15 protein-coding genes are annotated in these 20070 nt (G+C 57.4%); 12 read left to right on the forward strand and 3 right to left on the reverse strand.

From position 1 onward, the window contains the following. The first annotated feature begins 42 nt into the window (after nucleotides 1-42). The 5 genes from AAFN83_RS15795 to uvrC all read left to right on the forward strand — a co-directional run bounded on the left by AAFN83_RS15795 (nucleotide 43) and on the right by uvrC (nucleotide 6717). Nucleotides 43-1533: a replication initiation and membrane attachment family protein gene (locus tag AAFN83_RS15795; RefSeq protein WP_347771027.1), complete on the forward strand. Its 1491-nt coding sequence runs from the start codon at nucleotides 43-45 to the stop codon at nucleotides 1531-1533. A gap of 57 nt (nucleotides 1534-1590) precedes the next feature. Next, nucleotides 1591-2559, forward strand: a complete 969-nt coding sequence (gene zapE / locus AAFN83_RS15800) for an AFG1/ZapE family ATPase (RefSeq protein ID WP_347771028.1) — start codon at nucleotides 1591-1593, stop codon at nucleotides 2557-2559. Between the two features lie 259 nt (nucleotides 2560-2818). Next, the gene (locus AAFN83_RS15805) at nucleotides 2819-4024 is read left to right on the forward strand and encodes an MFS transporter (protein ID WP_347771030.1); all 1206 of its coding nucleotides are present in this window, start codon (nucleotides 2819-2821) and stop codon (nucleotides 4022-4024) included. 135 nt (nucleotides 4025-4159) lie between these two features. Next, nucleotides 4160-4477, forward strand: a complete 318-nt coding sequence (gene trxA, locus AAFN83_RS15810; RefSeq protein ID WP_347771032.1) for a thioredoxin — start codon at nucleotides 4160-4162, stop codon at nucleotides 4475-4477. Nucleotides 4478-4611: 134 nt separating this feature from the next. Continuing rightward, nucleotides 4612-6717, forward strand: a complete 2106-nt coding sequence (gene uvrC, locus AAFN83_RS15815; RefSeq protein WP_347771034.1) for an excinuclease ABC subunit UvrC — start codon at nucleotides 4612-4614, stop codon at nucleotides 6715-6717. Here the strand turns inward: uvrC and AAFN83_RS15820 are convergent. After that, nucleotides 6644-8347 carry a CPBP family intramembrane glutamic endopeptidase gene (locus tag AAFN83_RS15820; protein ID WP_347771036.1) on the reverse strand — a complete coding sequence of 568 codons (1704 nt, stop codon included), beginning with the start codon at nucleotides 8345-8347 and terminating at the stop codon, nucleotides 6644-6646. The two genes, uvrC and AAFN83_RS15820, sit on opposite strands and share 74 nt — an antisense overlap. Before the next feature lie 148 nt (nucleotides 8348-8495). On the opposite strand from AAFN83_RS15820, the gene AAFN83_RS15825 reads away from it, so the two are divergent. From AAFN83_RS15825 to AAFN83_RS15840, 4 genes are all read left to right on the forward strand, one after another. Further along, on the forward strand, nucleotides 8496-9161 hold the full coding sequence (locus AAFN83_RS15825) for a potassium channel family protein (protein ID WP_347771038.1): 666 nt from the start codon (nucleotides 8496-8498) through the stop codon (nucleotides 9159-9161). A gap of 198 nt (nucleotides 9162-9359) precedes the next feature. Further along, nucleotides 9360-10070: an ABC transporter ATP-binding protein gene (locus tag AAFN83_RS15830; RefSeq protein WP_347771247.1), complete on the forward strand. Its 711-nt coding sequence runs from the start codon at nucleotides 9360-9362 to the stop codon at nucleotides 10068-10070. After that, on the forward strand, nucleotides 10063-11688 hold the full coding sequence (locus AAFN83_RS15835) for a hypothetical protein (protein WP_347771040.1): 1626 nt from the start codon (nucleotides 10063-10065) through the stop codon (nucleotides 11686-11688). Before AAFN83_RS15830 ends, AAFN83_RS15835 begins: the two co-directional genes overlap by 8 nt. A gap of 110 nt (nucleotides 11689-11798) precedes the next feature. Further along, on the forward strand, nucleotides 11799-13127 hold the full coding sequence (locus tag AAFN83_RS15840) for an SH3 domain-containing protein (RefSeq protein WP_347771042.1): 1329 nt from the start codon (nucleotides 11799-11801) through the stop codon (nucleotides 13125-13127). A 113-nt stretch (nucleotides 13128-13240) separates the two neighbouring features. Here AAFN83_RS15840 and AAFN83_RS15845 read toward each other — a convergent pair whose 3' ends face one another. Next, nucleotides 13241-14158, reverse strand: a complete 918-nt coding sequence (locus AAFN83_RS15845) for a LysR family transcriptional regulator (protein WP_347771044.1) — start codon at nucleotides 14156-14158, stop codon at nucleotides 13241-13243. 163 nt (nucleotides 14159-14321) lie between these two features. On the opposite strand from AAFN83_RS15845, the gene AAFN83_RS15850 reads away from it, so the two are divergent. From AAFN83_RS15850 to sdhB, 3 genes are read left to right on the forward strand one after another with little or no spacing between them, the layout of a single operon-like run. Continuing rightward, entirely contained in the window at nucleotides 14322-14987 is a 666-nt protein-coding gene (locus tag AAFN83_RS15850) for a succinate dehydrogenase cytochrome b558 subunit (RefSeq protein WP_347771046.1), read from the forward strand. Between the two features lie 5 nt (nucleotides 14988-14992). Further along, entirely contained in the window at nucleotides 14993-16780 is a 1788-nt protein-coding gene (gene sdhA, locus AAFN83_RS15855) for a succinate dehydrogenase flavoprotein subunit (RefSeq protein WP_347771048.1), read from the forward strand. Then, nucleotides 16761-17537 (forward strand): succinate dehydrogenase iron-sulfur subunit, encoded by a 777-nt coding sequence (gene sdhB, locus AAFN83_RS15860; protein ID WP_347771050.1) that lies wholly within the window; start codon nucleotides 16761-16763, stop codon nucleotides 17535-17537. Before sdhA ends, sdhB begins: the two co-directional genes overlap by 20 nt. Before the next feature lie 165 nt (nucleotides 17538-17702). Here the strand turns inward: sdhB and AAFN83_RS15865 are convergent, their stop codons facing one another. After that, nucleotides 17703-19892: a HelD family protein gene (locus AAFN83_RS15865; protein WP_347771051.1), complete on the reverse strand. Its 2190-nt coding sequence runs from the start codon at nucleotides 19890-19892 to the stop codon at nucleotides 17703-17705. Between the last annotated feature and the right edge of the window lie 178 nt (nucleotides 19893-20070).

Raw genomic sequence — 20070 nt, forward strand, 5'->3', positions numbered from 1 at the left:
AATGAAAGGAATGAACGTCAGGGAGGATGGGGTTTTGCTGATATGCGCATGACCAATATGTTGCATTTTACGGAGAATCATCGGTTCTGCGTGTTTCGGGATTTTTCCCTGAGCAGCCTGGATTACAAAATGTTGACCAAGATGTACCAGCCCATGGTCGGAGCGTTTGCGATCGGGGTCTATTCGACACTCTATCAACAGCTGGAAGGGGACCGCGTTGGCTTCTCGTCGCTAGAGCAGCAACGGACGCTGTTTCTGTCGCTCGATCTGGAGCCGGGAGAACGCGGACGCAAGATCTTCATCGAGCAGACGTCGAAGCTGGAGGCCGTGGGGCTTCTCCAGACCGTGCGGCGCTTCCTGCCGGAAAGCGATGACTATGTGTTCGAATACCAGCTGTATGAGCCGCTTGCACCGGCTGAATTTTTCCGCAACCAACATCTGACCTACCTGCTTCGCGACAAGGTAGGCAAATATACGCTGCTCTTTCTGAAGGACGAGCTAGTGGCCAGCGAGCCCGAAGGGTTTACCGATGCGAACGGAGAGAACCTGTCGGTTCCCTTCTACGAGCTGTTCCGCCTCAACACCCAGGTGTTCGACGACGAGTTGGAGCAAGGCTTTGCCGAAGCGGCGACGACACGCGATTCGAAGGTGAAGCTGGACGTGGTGTCCAAGGGCTTCGCTTACCCCGATATCATTCAGCGTTTTCCGCGCGGGTCTCGCAACCGCGACTATGTTGAGGCGCTCAAATACCGCCAGGATCAGTTGGTGGAGATCAACATCATCGCCAAGAAATACGAGCTTACCCTCAAGGAGACCTGCGCCCTTCTGGACGAGGATTCGGTGTTCGACGAGGACGGCTCCCTGCGGCGCGATGTTCTGCAGTACAAAGCCAACCTCTACTTCCGCCAAGGAAAAAAGCGGGAGGACGAGCTGGAGCGAGGCCTCGCCAAGGTGGTCCCATTACGGGCAGGCGACGAGGAAGGCACGGAAGAGATGGCGGTCGAAATGGCTTATTACCTGGAGGTCCCTGCCATCTTCCAAGGCCAATGTGACCAGCATCAATATAATATGATTCTGCGGAATGATCCATATACGAAGGTGCTCAAACGCTTCTTCTCGCAGGGCAGCGTGCCGGACGGCGTACTCGACGTATTCGAGAAGATCGATTTGAACTACAAGCTCCCGGAGGAAGTTATCAACGTCCTCGTTCATTACATGCATACGAGCCGTCGCTCCTGGGCGAAGTCCTCCATTGAGGCGGTGGCGTCCGATATGCTCGGCAAGCAGGTGCATACCTACGAGCAGGCTGTGGAGTATACCCGCGATCGCGCCAAGCTCAAGGAGCGCACGGAGGCAGGGGCTGGCAAAACCGGCGGCGCTGCAGGCGGACGAACGGGAGGAGCACGCGGACGCGGCAAGTCGTCGAAGCCCGTGCTGCCGACCGTCAAGGGGACGAAGGCGAACGGCAAGCTGTCGCCGGAAGAGTTTGCCGAGATGGTGAAATGGGCCGAGAAGCTGGATGGCAATCCCTAACCTGCGAAGCAGCATCCTGATATAACGTTCACTTAAGCAAGAAAGGAGAAATCCTTCATGGAGTCCTTATCACAAGCCCTTAAGGGCATGATAAAGCCGGAGTACCGCAAGATGGCGGAGGACAAGAGCCGTGAGCTGTTGGCCGACCCGCTTCTCCAGAAATGGCGTGCCCGGTTTCCCTTCGTAACGGACGAAGACCTGAAGCCGCATCTGAATGCGGTCTATCAGTTTTTAAAAGAATACAAGGTTTGCACCACGGCTTGCCCCGGCTTGGCCGACTGCCCGCATGATCTGCAAGGGCACTACACGACGATCGTGGCCGAACGAGACAGCGGGGAAGCGAAGCTATACGACCAGCGAACCCCGTGCAAGCGATTCAAGGCATTCGAAGCCCAGAGTGCGGTTCACCGCCGCATTCGCAGCTTTTACGTGGATGACCGTGCGCTCAACGAAGGGTATTCGCATTCGGAAATTTTGAAGATCGATCCCGAGCGTGCCTCGGATGTGGCCCAAGTCTTTGAGTATGTGCAGCGGACGAAGGAGCGAGGCTTGTCTCCTTACGGTCTTTATCTGCAAGGCGAGCACGGCGTCGGCAAAACCTTCCTCATGTGCTACCTGCTCTATGAGCTGGCGAAGGCGGAGCTAAGCGGGGTTATCGTCTACATGCCTGACTTTGCCGAGGATTTGAAGTCGATGTTCGAAGAGCCTCAGAAGCTGAAGGAGACCATCGACCTGTTGAAGGAGACCGATCTGCTCGTGTTCGATGACATCGGTGCGGAGAATCTCAATCCGTGGCTGCGGGATCATGTTCTGGGCTCTATTCTTAATTATCGGATGGACCGCAAGCCAACCTTCTTTACCTCCAATCATGACCTGGACACGCTTGAGCGTCACTTCAGCTTCACGACGCGGGACGGGGAAGACATATCGCGCGGCCGTCGACTGATGGAGCGTGTCCGTCCGTTCGTGCAGGTCGTTACCCTGGCCGGAAGTAACAAACGGGGGCTCGGCCGTTCGCAGGAGTAGAGGAAGCCGCATGCGCCAGGACGAATCCGTTTTGGGCAATGGGTAATAATGGGTTTAAAAAAGTGGGACGAAGAACGGCCTACTGCCGGAATGTGTGGTACAATAGGGGAAAGCAATGTCGATGGAATTGGGGTTTGTTTTGTCCAAGTGAGTAAGATGAGAGCAAACCAGGCATGAAGAGAAAGCTTCCAATCCGTCGCAGACGGAGCCAGGAAGCTTTTTTTATTTGTGCTGTATTTTTCGGAGGGAGGAAGGATCGATGCCCGTTTGGAAACGGAATTTGTTGGTGCTTTGGATCGGTTGTTTTGTAACATCCGCGAGCTTTTCCATGGTCATCCCGTTCTTGCCGCTCTTCTTGCTGCAGATTGGGCAGACCGAGCATGTGGAGATGTGGTCGGGGCTTTTGTACAGCTCTGCTTTTTTCGCAGGGGCGTTGTCAGCCCCGTTTTGGGGGTCGGTTGCAGATAAATACGGACGCAAGCCGATGATCGTTCGCGCGGGCTTCGTGCTGTTCTTCGTCTACGGGTTGATGGCCTTTGTGGTCCATCCCTGGCAAATCCTCGTCCTGCGCATCCTGCAGGGGCTTTTATCGGGTTTCATTCCCGGCTCCATTGCCCTGATTGGGACGAATACACCAGAAAATAAGGTGGGGTATGCTTTGTCGATGATTTCGACAGCAACCGCTACCGGAAGCATTATGGGGCCTTTGCTAGGAGGCGTTATTGCCCGGGTAATGAGCAACCGCGTCGCGTTCGGTAGTGCGGGAGTCATGATTTTCTTCGTGACGCTGCTCGTCATGTTCCTGGTGAATGAGGAGAAATTCGTTCCTGCTAAGCAGCGAAGCTCCATCTTGAGCTCAATGAAGGACGCGATGGGCAATCGTCCGTTACGAAATGTCCTCATGCTGACCCTGCTCACGTCGCTGTCTGTCATGACCATCGAGCCGGTCTTGACGCTGTACATTGTGCAGCTTGGGGGTTCCGAGAAGAATGCTTCGCTATTGGCGGGAATCGTCTTCTCCATATCCGGGGTGGCCGCGATTTTGTTCGCTGCACGCTGGGGCAAATGGGCGGATCGCGTCGGGTTCCGCAAGGTGCTGCTGATCGGGCTGCTCTTTGGCGGCCTCTGGACGCTGGCTCAGCTTCCCATGCATACGATTCTGGGATTCTCCATCATGCGGTTTGTCTACGGAATCTTCTTCTGTGCGGTATTTCCCGCTCTGAACGGACTTGTCGTTCGTTCCACGACCGAGGATTTCCGCGGTCGTGCTTTTGGCCTGAACCAGACCGCGAATCAGGCGGGAAGCATGCTGGGGCCGATGGTAGGGGGAGCCGTCAGCGGAGCGGCGGGGATTCACAGCGTGTTTTGGGCAACGGGCCTTCTCTTGCTGGTGACGGCTGCCGTCGCGTATCGGCTCCGCTTGGACTCTGGAAACTCACAAGAGAGCACCGCATCGATGCCCTGACGGGGGTAAGCTACCCCGGCGAGAGTTGGATTGTGGCTCCCATGGAGGTGAAGCCTTCAGCTTGCTTTACTTGTCGTACAGAAATGGGTAAGATAGAAAAGAAGTGTTACTTACAAAAGAAAAGGAGGATCAACCATGGCAATTGTCAATGTTTCGGACCAAACCTTCGGAGCAGAAGTAGAAGGCAAAGGCACCGTCCTCGTGGATTTCTGGGCACCATGGTGCGGCCCTTGCAAAATGATCGCGCCGGTCCTGGAAGAACTGGATCAAGAGATCGGAGATAGCATCAAAATCGCCAAGCTGAACGTGGATGACAATCCCGAGTCCGCTTCCCGCTTCGGCGTTATGAGCATTCCTACTTTGATTGTGTTCAAGGATGGCCAACCGGTCGATAAGGTCGTGGGCTTCCAGTCCAAGGACGCATTGAAGAACGTCGTAACCCGTCACCAATAAGGGCTACGGGGCTTGCGTAAGGGAGCTGTGTGCCTGTAGGCATACGGCTCTCTATCGCACGAGAGCAGGCGGAGGACACTGGCGGTGAAGCCGGACGATTCCCCTGCTCTTTTTTATGAGAAAGAGGTGAACATATGATCGCATCCGTACCGGAAACGGTTCGCCACAAGCTCGCTCTCTTGCCGGATCAGCCGGGCTGCTACCTGATGAAGAACGAGGAGGGCAAGATCATCTACGTCGGCAAGGCGAAGGTGCTCAAAAACCGGGTCCGCTCGTACTTTACCGGGAGCCATGACGGCAAGACCCAACGACTTGTCAGCGAAATCCGGGACTTTGAATATATCGTCACCGCGAGCAACATGGAGGCGCTCATTCTCGAGTGCAACCTGATCAAGAAGCACTCTCCTCGCTACAACGTGCTGCTCAAGGATGACAAGACTTATCCCTATATCAAGATCACGAACGAAGAGCACCCCCGATTGGAGGTGACCCGCTCGGTGGGCAAGGACAAGGCGAAGGTATACGGCCCTTATCCAAACGCTTATGCAGCGCACGAGACGAAGAAGCTGCTGGATCGGCTTTACCCGTTGCGCAAATGCCGGACCATGCCGCCGAAGGTCTGCCTCTATTACCACATCGGGCAATGCCTCGCTCCTTGCGAATACGAGGTGCAGCCGGAGACGTATGCCTCGATGCTGTCCGATATCCAGCGCTTTCTTGGCGGCGGGCATCAGGACATCCGCAAGGAGATCGAGAAGAAGATGCACGAGGCGGCGGAAAACCTGGAATTCGAGCGGGCGCGCGAGTTTCGCGACCAGATCGCCAGTATCGACGCGGTCGTTGAGAAGCAGAAGATTACCACGGCCGATCGCTTGGACCGGGACGTCTTCGGCTATGCGGTCGACAAGGGCTGGATGTGCGTGCAGATCCTGTACATGCGTCAGGGGAAAATGATCGAGCGCCATGCCTCCATCTTCCCTTATTACGGGGAAGAGTACGATGATTTCTTGTCGTTCGTCACGCAGTTCTACAGCAACAACCCCGCCCTCCCGAAGGAGGTGCTGCTTCCGGCTGCTCCCGGAACGGTCGAGATCGAGTCCGAGTCCGAAGAAGCCGATAAACCCGCGAGCGTTGACGAAAGCTCGGAAGGAACGGGGGAACCCGCCTCCGAAGCCGATACGAAGCGAGCCATTGAAGAAGCGAATGAGCTCATTGACGCCGAGCCGGAGGATGAGGCGGAGGAAGAAGCGAGTGCAGCAGCCGGCTCGGCTGGCGAGGAAGAGAACGCACCGGGGGCGGAAGGCGCCGTGCGCAGTTCGAGTGATCTAAAGGAGACGCTTGAAGGGTGGCTGGGCGTCAAGCTGCATATTCCGCGGCGGGGCCGGAAGAAGAACATGGTCAGCATGGCGGTTAAAAATGCGCGGGTCTCGCTTGACGAAAAGTTCCGCCTCATCGAGCGGGACGAGGCGAGGACCGTCAAAGCCGTGGAGAATCTCGGCGCTTACTTGGGCACGGGTCCGATTCGGCGCATCGAGGCATTCGATAACTCGAACATCCAGGGCAGCGACCCGGTCTCCGCCATGGTCGTGTTCACCGACGGCAAACCGGACAAGAAGGAATACCGCAAATACAAGGTCAAAACCGTACAAGGCCCGGATGACTATGAGACCATGCGCGAGGTGGTGCGGCGGCGATACGAACGGGTGCGGAAGGAAGGCCTTCCGCTTCCCGATCTCGTCGTCATCGACGGCGGGCGAGGCCATATCGCAGCGGCGGCCGATGTGCTGGAGAACGAACTCGGGCTGTATCTGCCGGTCTGCGGCCTGGTCAAGGACGCGAAGCACAAAACGGCTGAGCTGATGGCCGGCGACCCGCCTCAGGTGGTGCCGCTGCCGCGCGACAGCCAGGAGTTTTACTTGCTTCAGCGAATTCAAGATGAGGTGCACCGCTTTGCGATTACCTTCCATCGTGAGATCCGCGGCAAGTCGATGGTTGTCTCCCAGCTCGATTCGATTCCCGGCATCGGGGAAAAGAGGCGGAAGCAGCTGCTCAAGCACTTCGGATCGCTCAAAAAAATCCGAGAGGCCGCAGTCGATGACTTTCGGCCTCTCGGAATTGGGGATAAGCTGGCAAGCACGATCCTCCGTCATCTTCGACAGGAGGAACCTACAGCGTCGGAATCGGAATTGAATCCGAATGAGGACTTGGATCAGGAGTTGGATTCAGAGAATCTGGAGTAGCTGGGGGCTTTCGCCAGAAGGTTTTGTGCAGGAACAGGATGATGGCGGCGACCAGGAATGGCGTCGCCATGTAGAAGAGTCCCAGTGCGATCGATCCCGGCGTGCGCACACCGACCATGTACGACAGGGCCATCAGAATGACGTCCATGGAGACGTGAGCGAAGATCGCCGTGTACAGGCCGTACCGCAGGAAAATGTACCCGAAGATCAGGCCGAGTGCGGTCACCTCGAACAGGCGGGTGTAGTTCGGATAGAACGCATAGCTTGCATGCCCGGCGGCCCAGATGAGGGTCGGCAGCAGCACGCTGATGAAGCGAATCAGGTGCTGGCTGACCTTGTTGCGGCCGTTCGGCAAAATCTTGCGGAACAAGGATATGCCGAAGAGACGGAACACGATTTCTTCCCCAATCCCTGCATACCAGGCCAAGGTTGGGAAAACCCAAGGCCAATAGAGATTCTCCATCGATTGCGACGGATCATTGACCGAGAACGTATCAAATGCATTGTAGGCGAACAAGAACAGCACCTGCTGAACACCCATGATGAAGAGGCAGAGCAGGTAGCCGCGCCCCATGCTGGCGTACACATGCTGGCCAAACCGTTCATCCTTCCAGCTTGGCCAAGGCTTCCAGCCTCGCTCCTTCCAGAGCACATCGCCTGATACGGCGTTGAAGTAGAGGGAGACGGCTAGCAGCGCATAGAGCACGATGCTGACGATGGCGAGGAAGGAATCGCTCATGAGGCCGGATTCGCTCACTCCGACGCTGGCTCTCTGAGCCGGAAGGCTGTTATAGGTATGAATGCTGATCGCGGCTAGAAAGACCAGGCTGAACAGGATGCCGCGGCGGAAGCTTGCGTTCTTGCGTTTCAGGATCATGAGAATGAGTCCGACGATGCCGAAGGTGAAGGCTCCGATCATATAGAGCATGCTGTAGAGTCCGGCTCCCGTATCTTGTTTATGGAGCCAGCTCAGGAACTCCGCAGGCGGCTGAAGAGAGGGAACCATCTGGGTGATGCCGTCTGGACCTGTCGAATAGTCGACAACCAGCTTGGCCTCTCCGATTGTCGGCTGAAGCGGTTCGAAGCGGAAGGTGGGGGAAACCGCTTCGGTTTTGTCTTGATTTCGGAAGACCTTGATCTGATAATCCTGGGGAGAATAGCCGAGCTCCGCGAACAACTCATCAGGCTGCTGCGTCTTCAAGACAATCGCTGATTCGCTGTGGGGCTTCGGGGACAGAATGCCGAACACTCGGTTTTCCTCCAGGCCGATCCGCAGGTACAGGCGGCTGCCGTTATCTGCGACTAGGCCCACCCTCCAATATTCCAGGGGAAACAGGTCCTTGTAGGCGTCTTCGTATTGCTTCGTAAGCTTGTTCTTTTCCAGGTAAACCTGGGCTTGCTTTTCTACGGTATGTACGACTTCCTCTACGCGGGCGGTACCGCCAACCTCGCGCTCAAACCAGTCGAGTGCTGTTTTCTCCGCGATTTCCTTGGTCACGGCTGGAGTGGGCGGCAGCGTGTCCGGGTTGTCTTCCCCCTTCGTCGCATACCAGGCCGATACGGAGAAGTAGAGCACGATGCCGACCAGCGCCAGGATGAGGAGCTTGCGGTTCAAGCGAATTGAGAACAAATCGGTTCCTCCTTCATGGTCATTACGCAGTGTCTTCCTGATTATTATAACGGTTGGCAAAGGCTGGAGTCTATTCTCCGGTTCTGCTGAACCCAATCCGGAGGACGGGATCACCTTAAGATGAATGATAGCGAGAGGAAGATAAGACATGCGGAAAAATCAATTCGCGGTCATCGGACTGGGACGGTTCGGCGCCAGCCTGGCCCGGGAGCTGTATCAGCTTGGGTATGAGGTGCTGGGCGTCGACCGCGATGAAGAGCGCGTAAGTGAAATGAGTCCTTACCTCACCCATGCGGTTGTAGCGGAAGCGATCGATGAAGAGGTGCTTCGCTCCCTCGGTCTGCGCAACTTTGACTGCGGCGTGGTCGCGATCGGCAGCGATGTGCAGGCGAGCATCATGACCGCGATTCTGCTGAAGGACATCGGCGTGAAGATGGTCGTGGCGAAGGCCGTCTCCAAAATCCACGGCAAGGTGCTGGAAAAGATCGGCGTCGACCGGGTCGTCTTTCCGGAGCGCGACATGGGCATTCGGGTTGCCCATCAGCTCGGGTCGCCCAACCTGCTCGATTACATCGAGTTGTCGTCCGAGTACACGATTGCCGAGCTTCGGGCTACCGCCCGCATTGCGGGCCAAACCTTGCGGCAGCTGAACCCGCGCGCCCGTTACGGCTGCAGCGTGGTGGCCCTCTTCAACAAGTCCGGCAAGGTGAGCATTGCCCCCAGCGCGGACGACATTGTGGACGAGAATGACATCATGGTCGTTATCGGCATGAACGATCAGATTGAAAGCTTCGAAGAAGCGGTAGGCAACTAACAGGGGAAGACGGACTAGAGCAGCCTGGAGTCGACATTGAGCGACGGCGGGCTGCTTTTCTTTTCCTATAACCAAGAAAAGGGAGCGGATGGGAAGCGGAAGAAACCATTGCAGCGAGATTGCGTAGAAAGGGGAAAAAGCCTAGTGCGTGTTTGCACATGCTCTAGCCTAGAGAAGGGAGAATGCACAGTCGTGACCATGAAGCTGAGAATCGCAGGCATGGAAAAATCCTTCGGCAGCAAGCAGGTGTTGGACAACCTCCAGTACACCTTTGAACAAGGGAGAATCTATGGGCTGCTCGGACGAAATGGAGCAGGGAAGACTACGCTCTTCAACTGCTTAAGCGGGGAAATCCGGGCAGACGGCGGGAAGGTTCTGCTGGAGGACAGCCAAGGCTTGTCGCGGGAGCTCCAGCCCGAGGACATCGGGTATGTGTTTTCCCTGCCGATCCTGCCGGAGTTTCTCACCGGGTACGAATTTGTACGCTTTTACATGGACCTGCATCCGAACGCAGCCAAGGCGGGACAGACCCCCGAGAGCTACCTCGATCTGGTTCGCTTGTCGGAGGAAGACCGCTATCGGCTGATCAAGGACTATTCCCATGGGATGAAGAACAAGATCCAAATTTTGTGTTTCCTGATTGCAAAGCCTCCGGTGATCCTGCTGGATGAACCGCTCACTTCGTTTGATGTGGTGGTGGCGCACGAGATGAAGCAGCTGCTGCTCGATATCAAGAAGGACCACATCCTCATCTTCTCTACCCACCTTCTTCAATTGGCAGCTGAGCTGTGTGACGATGCGGTACTGCTGAACAAGGGGACCTTGACGCCGATTGCTGCGGAACGGCTGAAGGATAAGGGCTTTGAAGCGGAGCTGGTGGAGCTGTTGAAGGAGGAGAGCCATGGGTAAGGGCCTTCGAGCCATCTGGGCCATTCGAGCTTCGGCGGGCGCTAACCGAATCCTCTATTACATAAAAAGAATTCCCCTTATCGGCCGGCTTCTGCCGGATGCGGTGTACCGCTCTTTGCCTCTAAAGCAGGTATTGGGCCTCTTGGCTCGATTCGCTGTCGTGTTGAGCGGTTTTGTGGGCAAGGGCTTGTATGTGGCGCTCTTGATCGCCTTGGCGAAGGAGTCCGGAACAGCCGGGCTGCCAGTGGATGCTGTATGGGGCCGGTTCCTGTTTGTGTTCCTGATGCTCAGCTTTGGGGTGAGCGTGTTCTTGAATGCGATCGTACTGGAGCCGAAAAGGGACAAGTACTTGATGGTGAAGCTCATGCGAGTACCCGCGACCCTGTATATGCGCATGAACCTGACGCTGCGCTACCTGTTCTTTTTCATTCAATACGCGGTCGTTCTGATGGCTGCTGCTTCCTGGCTGGACGCTCCGACGGGAAGGGGGCTGCAGTTGGCTGTTCTGGTCACAGGCTGGCGGCTTGCGATAGAGGTGCTGCACCTGGTGGTGTTCGATCGCTCCGGGGTTATCCTCGTCAAACGAATGGGGCTCACCTGGAGCGGGATCATCGCAGGAATCGTCTTAACCCTTGCTCCCTTGATCCTCGCTCGTGACAGTGCCTTCGAGATCGGCTCGGTACTCTTTAACGGGCTCGTTCTGGCCGTTGTGGTTGTTCTGGCGGCGGGGTGCGCTCGTTTTCTCTGGCGCTACTCGAATTACAAGGCGGCGGTCGATGCGGTGACGAAGCAGGATGAGCCGCTGCTCGATATGGGCCGGATGATGCGCGATTCCCAGGTGGAGTCCGTCCGAGTAAAAGAAGGCGATCTCGTGCTGGAGGCGGGTAAGGGACAGGCTTATTCCTCGCTTCGGGGTCTGCGTTACTTGAATGCACTGTTTCATACCCGATACCGGCAGGTTCTCCTGAAGCCTTTTCAAAAGAGGCTGATGGTCCTGGTTGTTCTACTCATCGGGGCGGGCTTGCTTGCGGCTTTCCATCCGACTTCGAGTGATGCCGGACTCCTCTTGCAAGAAGTGAAGGCGATTCGGCTTCCCCTTCTTATCGGGATGTCGTTCCTGCTTCTCGGGGAGCAGTATGTCAAGTCGCTGTTCTACAACTGCGACCGCAGCCTGCTGCGCTATTCGTTCTATCGATCCCGCCCTGCTGTGCTGGAGCATTTTCGCATTCGATTCGGTCGGCTCCTCCGGTACAATCTGCAGTTGACGGCGGTGCTCGTCTTCGGGACGGCCTTGGTTCTTCTGGTTACGGGCATCCCCTTTACGACGGACCTCCTTTTCCTTGCAGCCGGTTGCTTTGGACTCAGTGTCTACTTTACGCTCCACCCGCTCGCCACCTATTATTTTTGCCAGCCTTATTCAACGGAAATGAACGTGAAGAATCCATTTTTCCTGATTATCAGTTCAATCGGCAGTATGGTGGTGGTGATGCTGTCGCTGCTCGTCTCGACAATGGCGGCTTTCGCTGCCGTGATCTGGCTATTGACGATCGTCTATCTGCTCCTTGCATTTGCCGGTCTCGCTCGCTTCGGTTCCCGAACCTTCCGCTTGAAGGGGTAAAGAGCAGCGGTTTCGATTCGCAACCTCGGCTCGGTTTGCACCGTCTATCCAATCAGGAAGATATTTCCTGACGGTCTCTTGGAGACCCGGGATGAGGAGCGAACGAGGACATGAGACGTAGTGTGAAAATCGGGATCGTCGGATTCACCTTGATCATGGGTTTGTCACTGGCTGGCTGTGAGAAAGGGGAGGACCTTCCAGCGCCTTCTGCTTCAGAGGGGGAAAGCGGATCATCGGTCTCGCCGATTGCTCCATCTCCCACCGCAACGGCAACCGGTGGAGGAGTAGTTCTGAAGCCGGGAGAAGGACTGGTTGATCAAATTCCGCCTACTTTCGGGGTTAAAATTGGAGAAAGCTACACCACCGCTTTGCGCTGGCGTGCCAAAGACCGACCGGACAGCGTGGCCATGACAGCCGCATTGCTGACGAGAACCGACCGAGCCTATCAGGTCACCGAGCAGGTAGAGGAGTACGTCAAGATTGAAGCGGACGGCATGAGCGGTTGGCTGCCGGCCTGGTACTTGACAGAGGCCGCCAGGCAAGTAATGGGTATATCTCCCGAGCGGCTTATGCTCGTTCCCAAAGCGGGGCGCCCGCTCTTCCTCTATCCTGAATCGAGCGCTCCGAGCGAAGAGCTTCCGCTTGAGGGAGGCCGAGTCGTCAAGGTAGTGGCGGAGTACAGGGATTGGGCGATGGTGGAGTTCCGTCTTTATGACGCAGGAGAGTACGGCAATCGCTGGATGAACAAAGCCGACCTTGCGGACTATTCGGCATCCGCTGCTCGCGAGGGTACTCTTCGCTACAACGGCAAGTTCTATGACCCGCAGGGGCAGCCGCTAAAGGAGGGGACCTCAAGCTCGCTTATGATTCAAGAAGAGGTTAGCCTCGCTGGAAAAGGTGACTTTTATCGGGTGAGCGGCCCCGGCGGCTTCAGCGCCCTGATCAAGCGGGCCGATTTTGTACCGGACCCCTTCCGCCTGCCGGGCAAGGAGCCCGAGAACACCTTGAAGGTTCAAGTGAAGGGCGAGGAGAAGACGTGGACGCTGCCCGAAGGCATTCTTGCCTCCGAGCAGGAGACAAAGGGAGAGATGAAGCGCTTGTATTCGCTTCGGGACGCGGGGACGGGGGAGGTCCTCGGCACCTGGAAGGAAATCACGTCTGGTCAGGTCGATGACCGGTACGACGAGGCAGGCCGCTGGATCGGAACCTCCAACGAAGGAGAGAAGCTGATCAGCCCGCTCGGCAACGGGCATCTGTTCCTCCAGTTGATAACGAGAAGCGCGGAGGAGCAAGGGATGGAACGTCCGGAAGCTTCAATCACTGCACTCCTTCCAAGGAGAGAGGGCCATCCCGGTTACGCCGTACAGCTCGACGTTCCCTATGGGAAAGAGCCGGGTGCTTATGTGCAAGCTGTGAAGAAGATGCTGCATGCGGATTGATCGATCCGCCTTGCAGGGATAACAAAGAAACGCCTGCTCCTTCAGAAGCGCGTTCCCCTGCCCCGATGCGGGAGGGGGTCGTGGCTCTAAGGATCAGGCGTTTTTGAATAGGATCAAGGGGAGGGAGGATGCGGATTCACGATCCGCTGGAGTCTTTCCCGCGCCTTCTCGACCAAGGGCCTCCATCTGGAGGAGGCAGCAGCCTCGTCGAAGAAGACGAGCGAGGTCGTTCGCTTCGCCCGGGTCAGCTCCGGCAACTGCCGGACGGCGAGTCCCCCCGTTTCCAGCAGCGAGCGCCGCAGGTAAGACATCGGCAGCAGGGTAGCGGCTCCAAGCGAAGGGACGAGCCGGACGATCGCCTCGAACGAGTCGATCTCCATCCGAACCTCCGGATTCAGTGCGTGGGCTTCAAAGAGCTCGTCCACAAGCCGACGAAACCAGGTGCCGCGTGAGAAGAGCAGCATTGGCAAGCCGGTAAGCTCCTGGATGGCAATCGACTTCTGCCGGGTCAAGGGGTGCCCATCGGGGAGAACCAGCGCAAGGTGATCGTCGAAGAGCGGCACCGACCAGACGCCGTCATGCTCCGCGAGGGAAGCAATCAGTCCGAGATCCACGCGTTTCTCCTTGACGAGCGTGAGGATTTCGTGGGTTTTCCCTGTCACCACCTGAATTTCCGTCTGGGGAAAGGCCTCCGCATACCCCGTCAGAAGATCGGGAAGTGTCGTCTGCAGCGTCGTAAGGCTGGCGCCGAGGGTTAGGCGCGAGGGAATCGGTCCTTCCCGCAGCCGAAGAAGAGATTCCTGCAGCTCTTGGTCAAGGGTACGCATTTTTACCGCAAAATCGTAATAGATTTTACCTGCGTGGGTCAGGCGAAGCCGTTTGCCTTCCCGGTCAAACAGCGGCACCCCGAGTTCCTCCTCAAGCGCCATGATTTTTCGCGACAGGGCAGGCTGTGAGAGCCGCATCACCGCGGCGGCCCGATTCACGCTTTCTTGTTCGACGACATGGGCGATAATCTCCCAATCCTTCACGAGAACCCCTCCGCTTATGCCGTTTTGGTATAACAGATTATACCAGAATGACATTTCCAATCGTAGTGGAAAACGGTTACTATGAGGATAGTCACACCACATTATTTTTTTATGACAGTCATGTGAATAATGATCAACCAAGGGAGATTGGGGGCGCGGGTTCATGAAAGGGAATTCGTATCACTACCGCAAGATCCACTCGTTACTCGGGGTTTTTCCGGTGGGGTTCTTCTTGCTGGAGCACCTCATCACGAATTACTCCGCGTATAACGAAGGGCCGGAGGGGTTTCAGAGTAAGATCGAATGGATCAACAAGCTCCCCCTTCTGCTTGGCATGGAGATTTTGTTCATCTGGCTTCCGATTTTGTATCACGGGGTTTACGGCTTGTATGTGGCGTTTACATCGAAGAACAATGTAAGGCAATACAGCTACGCCCGTAACATTCTATTCATGCTGCAACGTGTAACCGGTGTCATTACACTGGTGTTCATTGGCTGGCATGTTTACGAAACGCGAATTCAGCTCGCGCTGGGTCATGTGACACACGAGCAGCTAGGGGTCCAAATGCACGAGATTCTGACCCAGCCTGTCTCGTATGCGTTCTACCTGATCGGGACGCTGGCCGCTTCGTTTCATTTTACGAACGGGATGTGGTCGTTTCTCGTCAGTTGGGGCATCACCGTAGGGCCGCGCGCGCAAAGGGTTTCGGCCTACATCTGGCTGGGCCTCTTCCTGGTGATGGCGGTGATGTTTATCCTGACGATGAACGCCTTTACCGGTTCCGAATTCGAGCAGGCCGCTGCAGCATTTAATGGGAAGGGGGCGTGACGAGGATGGCTAAGGGTAAGCTGATTGTCGTAGGCGGAGGACTGGCCGGCTTGATGGCCACGGTAAAAGCAGCCGAAGCGGGCGTGCCGGTGCAGCTCTTCTCGTTCGTCCCGGTCAAGCGGTCCCACTCTGTATGTGCGCAGGGCGGTATCAACGGGGCCGTGAACACGAAGGGAGAGGGCGATTCGCCGTGGGAGCATTTTGACGACACGGTGTATGGGGGAGATTTCCTCGCAAACCAGCCGCCGGTGAAGGCGATGTGCGAGGCGGCGCCGGGTATCATCCACCTGATGGACCGCATGGGCGTCATGTTCAACCGGACGCCGGAGGGCTTCCTCGATTTCCGCCGCTTCGGGGGAACCAAGTATCAACGCACCGCCTATGCCGGCGCGACAACCGGCCAGCAGCTCCTCTATGCGCTCGATGAGCAGGTGAGGCGGCATGAAGAGGCCGGGCTCGTGACGAAGTTCGAGTTCTGGGAGTTTCTCTCCGCTGTATTGGATGACGAGGGCGTCTGCCGCGGGATCACGGCGCAAGACCTCCGCTCCATGGAGATTCGAACCTTCCCGGCGGATGCCGTTCTTCTGGCGACCGGGGGGAACGGGGTTATCTTCGGCAAGAGCACGAACTCCGTCATCAACACGGGAACGGCGGCGGGGGCCGTCTATCGGCAAGGGGCTTATTACGCCAACGGGGAGTTTATCCAGATTCACCCGACGGCGATTCCAGGCGACGACAAGCTGCGGCTCATGTCCGAATCCGCACGGGGTGAGGGCGGACGCATCTGGACCTACAAGGACGGGAAGCCTTGGTACTTCCTTGAGGAGAAGTATCCGGCTTACGGCAACCTGGTGCCGCGGGACATCGCTACTCGTGAAATTTTTGAAGTGGTGGTAAACCAGAAGCTTGGGGTGAACGGAGAGAATATGGTGTACCTCGACGTGACCCACAAGGACCCGAAGGAGCTGGACGTGAAGCTCGGCGGCATTCTGGAGATCTACGAGAAGTTCATGGGCGAGGATCCGCGCAAGATTCCGATGAAGATCTTCCCCGCCGTGCATTACTCGATGGGCGGCCTCTGGGCTGATTACAACCAGATGACCAACATTCCCGGCCTATTCGCGGCAGGGGAATGCGACTACACCATTCACGGAGCCAACCGACTGGGAGCGAACTCCCTTGTCTCCTCCATCTATGGAGGGATGGTGGCGGGACCGAAAACCATCGAATACATGGAAGGGCTGGATCGAACGGCTGAGGAGCTGTCCAGCCGCTTGTTTGACGGGGAGACCCGGCGCGAGGTTGAAGCCTACGAGGCTTTGCTCCGCATGGAAGGCAAGGAAAATGCCTATCAGCTCCACCGGGAGCTCGGCGATGTGATGACGGAAAACATGACGGTGGTTCGCTACAACAAGCGCCTAGAGGAGACGATCGACAAGCTCGGCGAGCTGAAAGAGCGGTACCGCAAGGTTGGCTTGTCCGACACGGCCGGGTGGAGCAACCAGAGCGCCGCCTTCACCCGCCAGCTGGGGAATATGCTGGAGTTGGCCCACGCGATGACCTTGGGCGCTCTGCTGCGCAACGAGAGCCGGGGCGCTCATTACAAGCCGGACTATCCGGAGCGCGACGACGAGAACTTCCTTCGGACAACCAAGGCTCGCTATACACCGGACGGCCCCGTGATCGAGTACGAGCCGGTGGATGTGTCGCTCATCACCCCGCGCAAGCGGGACTACACGACCGACAAGAAAAAGAAAGAGGAGGGGAAACGAGATGCCAGCGCCCGTGCCTAACGCCGAAGCTTCCGGGAAAACCGTGAGGCTGATCGTCACCCGTCAGGATCACCCGGAATCGCCCTCATACACGGAGGAGTTCGATATTCCTTATCGGCCGAACATGAACGTCATCGGCGCACTCATGGAGATCCAGCGTAACCCGATCAATGCCGAGGGAGGGCCGACGGCGCCGGTCTGCTGGGAGTCCAACTGCCTGGAGGAGGTGTGCGGCGCCTGCTCGATGGTGATCAACGGCAAGCCCCGCCAGGCATGCAGCGCACTCATCGACAAGCTGGAGCAGCCGATCCGGGTCGCCCCGATGAAGACCTTCCCGATTGTGCGGGACCTCGTCATCGACCGGGGGCGAATGTTCTCGGCGCTCCGGAAGGTGAAGGCCTGGATTCCGATCGACGGCACCTACGATCTCGGGCCGGGACCGCGCATGGCGGAAGCCAAGCGGCAGTGGGCCTACGAGCTGTCCAAGTGCATGACCTGCGGGGTATGCCTGGAAGCCTGCCCGAATGTGAACGAGCGCTCGACCTTCATCGGGCCGGCTGCTATCTCCCAGGTGCGCTTGTTCAATGCCCATCCGACCGGGGAGATGAACAAGCATGAGCGGCTCGATGCGCTGATGGAGGACGGGGGAATCGAGGGTTGCGGCAATTCACAGAACTGCGTGCGTTCCTGTCCGAAGGAGATTCCGCTCACGACCTCCATCGCCGAGATGAACAAAGACACCACGAAGCGGTTGTTCCGCAAATGGCTGGGAATGTAGAAAAAAGCCAGCACTCGCAGGGGAAGGGATCTTCCCTTGGGCGAAGCGCGATCGATGGATGAGGATCGATTGCGCTTCGCGCCTGCGAGCAGTTGGCTTTTTGCGTGAGATCGAGAAAAGAGAGCCTAGTCTAGCGGATCTGGTCTTCCACCCTTGCTTGCTGTACTATCCGATCTGGGCATCTGACGACGGCAGCAGAGGAGAGGGAGCGCCGGTATGCAGCACCACCAACCGGTGCAAAGCCCGGGTGGAGGCCACGTATAGCAGCTTGGCGTCCCGGCTGTCTGCCAAGTAATGGCGGTCGTCTACATCCGTAAGGAGGACCGCATCGAATTCGAGGCCTTTGGCCAAATAGACCGGGACGACCGAGAGACCGCCTTCATACCGGAGATTACCGGTATGAATCAGGTTTGCGCTCATGCCCTGCTGGAGCAGATAGGCATGGGCTTCTTCGGCTTCCTCCGCGGTGCGGGTGATGACGGCGATCGTGTTCAGCCCGCCCGCAGCCAGAAGCTCGGATACGGAGGAGGCGATTGCTTGCATCCGTTCCTCTTGCGAAGCGAGTTGCTGGATGCCGACCGGTTCACCGGTCCGGAAGACCGGGACGGCGAGCGAATCGCCAAGCCCGCCGTTCGTCAGAACGGCATTGGCGAATTCGATGATCTCCGTCGTCGAGCGATAGCTTCGGCTGAGACGGTAGAAACCCTGCTGCTCCTCCGGGAACTGGTTGAGGAATTCCTCCCATTGATGAATGCCCCGGTAGTCGTGAATTCCTTGGGACAAGTCGCCCAGGATGGTGAAGGACCCGGTCGGAACCATTTGGCGGAGCACCGCCAGCTGGTACGGAGAAAAGTCTTGTGCTTCGTCGATTACGGCGTGATCGAAGCGATCGTTCCCGTCTACGCCGTACCAGCGGTTATGAATATGCGTGAGAGGAGCAAGGTCCTCTTCGGTAACGGTTTTCTTACGCAACAGCTTGAGGGTTGTCTGCGCGATGCCTGGCGGGACGGCAGAAGCTTCCTGTGGCTCGAACAGCATAGCGTAGAAGGTGAGCGGCGTAAGAGAAGGCCACTGCTTCAGGAAGGTTTTCAGCTTCGCGGTCGCCTTCTGCTTGCGGTCCTTGCGCACCTTGGGATCGGCGATGCCGTCCAACTGCATCTCCAGCCAGCGGCGGATGCGCGCTTCGCCACGTTCCCGTCTCTTCTGAAGCGGGTAGTGGCGCAGGTCCTCGTAGAACCACTTGCGAATCTCGGCCGCTTTCAGCACCTTGCCTTCCCAGGGACTGTAGGCGAGGTCGGGCAAGAAGGCCGTCTCATACCGATCCAGGGCATCATTCACCTGCTCGTAAAAAGCAAGCGAGCCCTTGAAGCGGCCTGCCGGCGGTTCGCCGGAGTCGGGAGCGGCATCGGCTTCATTGGCGCGGGCTTTGCCCTTCCGGGCAGCAGAAGCGGCTTTCCCCGATGCATCTCGCAGCTTGAAATGCTCTTCATAGGAAGCGGAAGCATCGGTCAGCTTCAGGCTGTCCTGGAGACGCTCCTGCGTCCAATCCGCCCAGGTGGTCTGCTTGATGTGGCCGACGCCCAGCTCAGGAAGCACACCGGAGATGTAGTCCAGGAACATGCGGTTGGGCGCGAAGATGATCATGCGCTCGGCGCGCATGCTGTCGCGGTACCGATAAAGCAGGAATGCAAGGCGGTGCAGGGCGACGGTCGTCTTGCCGCTTCCCGCGACCCCTTGGATGACCAGCGCTTTGTTGCGGTCGGCGCGGATGATGCGGTCCTGCTCGGCCTGGATGGTGGAGACGATGTCCCGGAGCTTGTTGTCCTTGTTTTCTCCCAACCGATAGAGCAGGAATTCGTCCGCGACAGCCCCGCCCGTCCCTTCCTGCCCGCGTACGTAGGCATCGACGACCCGCTGCAGCTCTCCCTGCCGAATGAGCAGGTTGCGCTTTAAATGAACGTCGCCTTCGATCGTGCCATCCGGGGATTCATAGCTGGCCGAATCCTCTCCCCCGGTGAAGGAGTAGTAGAGCTCGGCCACCGGAGCGCGCCAGTCGATGACGAGCAGCGGCCCGCCCTTGGAATGCTCCAGCCCTCTTTTGCCAATGTAGAGCGGCATCGGCTCCTGGGCTTTCCGCTCCTGATAATCGAGCCTTCCGAAGTAAGGCTCATCGGCAATCCGGGCCAATTGCTGGCGATTCTCTTCCCGGATCCCCTCCAGGACCTGTTCGGTGTAATCATCCCCGCGGTAACGGGGCACCTGGTCCAACTGTTCCCGCTGCACCCGGATTTCCTCCGTTGTGTGGCGCAGACGAGACACTTCTTCCAGATAGGCACTTTGATTTGGTTCCGTCAAAATCAGTTACCTCCATGGATCATAGTCAGCCGTTCCGATTGGAAAGACAGGAAATTACTATAGCACAACGCCAGAGGCGGGGCAACGGCAACCAGACAGAGTTCTTGCTAATGAGAGTATCTTGGACCTTGGGATTTACGGCCCGCGGGGGAGGGGAGACTACCAGAGATTTGGATCG

The sequence above is a fragment of the Gorillibacterium sp. CAU 1737 genome (assembly GCF_039888655.1).
In the GTDB taxonomy this organism is placed as follows: domain Bacteria; phylum Bacillota; class Bacilli; order Paenibacillales; family NBRC-103111; genus Gorillibacterium.

Bases quoted from the DNA above. Each gene is read 5' to 3' on its own strand.
- AAFN83_RS15795 (WP_347771027.1), top strand. From the start codon at position 43: ATGCGCATGACCAATATGTTGCATTTTACGGAGAATCATCGGTTCTGC.
- sdhB (WP_347771050.1), top strand. From the start codon at position 16,761: ATGCCAGCGCCCGTGCCTAACGCCGAAGCTTCCGGGAAAACCGTGAGG.
- zapE (WP_347771028.1), top strand. From the start codon at position 1,591: ATGGAGTCCTTATCACAAGCCCTTAAGGGCATGATAAAGCCGGAGTAC.
- trxA (WP_347771032.1), top strand. From the start codon at position 4,160: ATGGCAATTGTCAATGTTTCGGACCAAACCTTCGGAGCAGAAGTAGAA.
- AAFN83_RS15850 (WP_347771046.1), top strand. From the start codon at position 14,322: ATGAAAGGGAATTCGTATCACTACCGCAAGATCCACTCGTTACTCGGG.
- AAFN83_RS15830 (WP_347771247.1), top strand. From the start codon at position 9,360: ATGAAGCTGAGAATCGCAGGCATGGAAAAATCCTTCGGCAGCAAGCAG.
- sdhA (WP_347771048.1), top strand. From the start codon at position 14,993: ATGGCTAAGGGTAAGCTGATTGTCGTAGGCGGAGGACTGGCCGGCTTG.
- AAFN83_RS15840 (WP_347771042.1), top strand. From the start codon at position 11,799: ATGAGACGTAGTGTGAAAATCGGGATCGTCGGATTCACCTTGATCATG.
- AAFN83_RS15835 (WP_347771040.1), top strand. From the start codon at position 10,063: ATGGGTAAGGGCCTTCGAGCCATCTGGGCCATTCGAGCTTCGGCGGGC.
- uvrC (WP_347771034.1), top strand. From the start codon at position 4,612: ATGATCGCATCCGTACCGGAAACGGTTCGCCACAAGCTCGCTCTCTTG.
- AAFN83_RS15825 (WP_347771038.1), top strand. From the start codon at position 8,496: ATGCGGAAAAATCAATTCGCGGTCATCGGACTGGGACGGTTCGGCGCC.
- AAFN83_RS15805 (WP_347771030.1), top strand. From the start codon at position 2,819: ATGCCCGTTTGGAAACGGAATTTGTTGGTGCTTTGGATCGGTTGTTTT.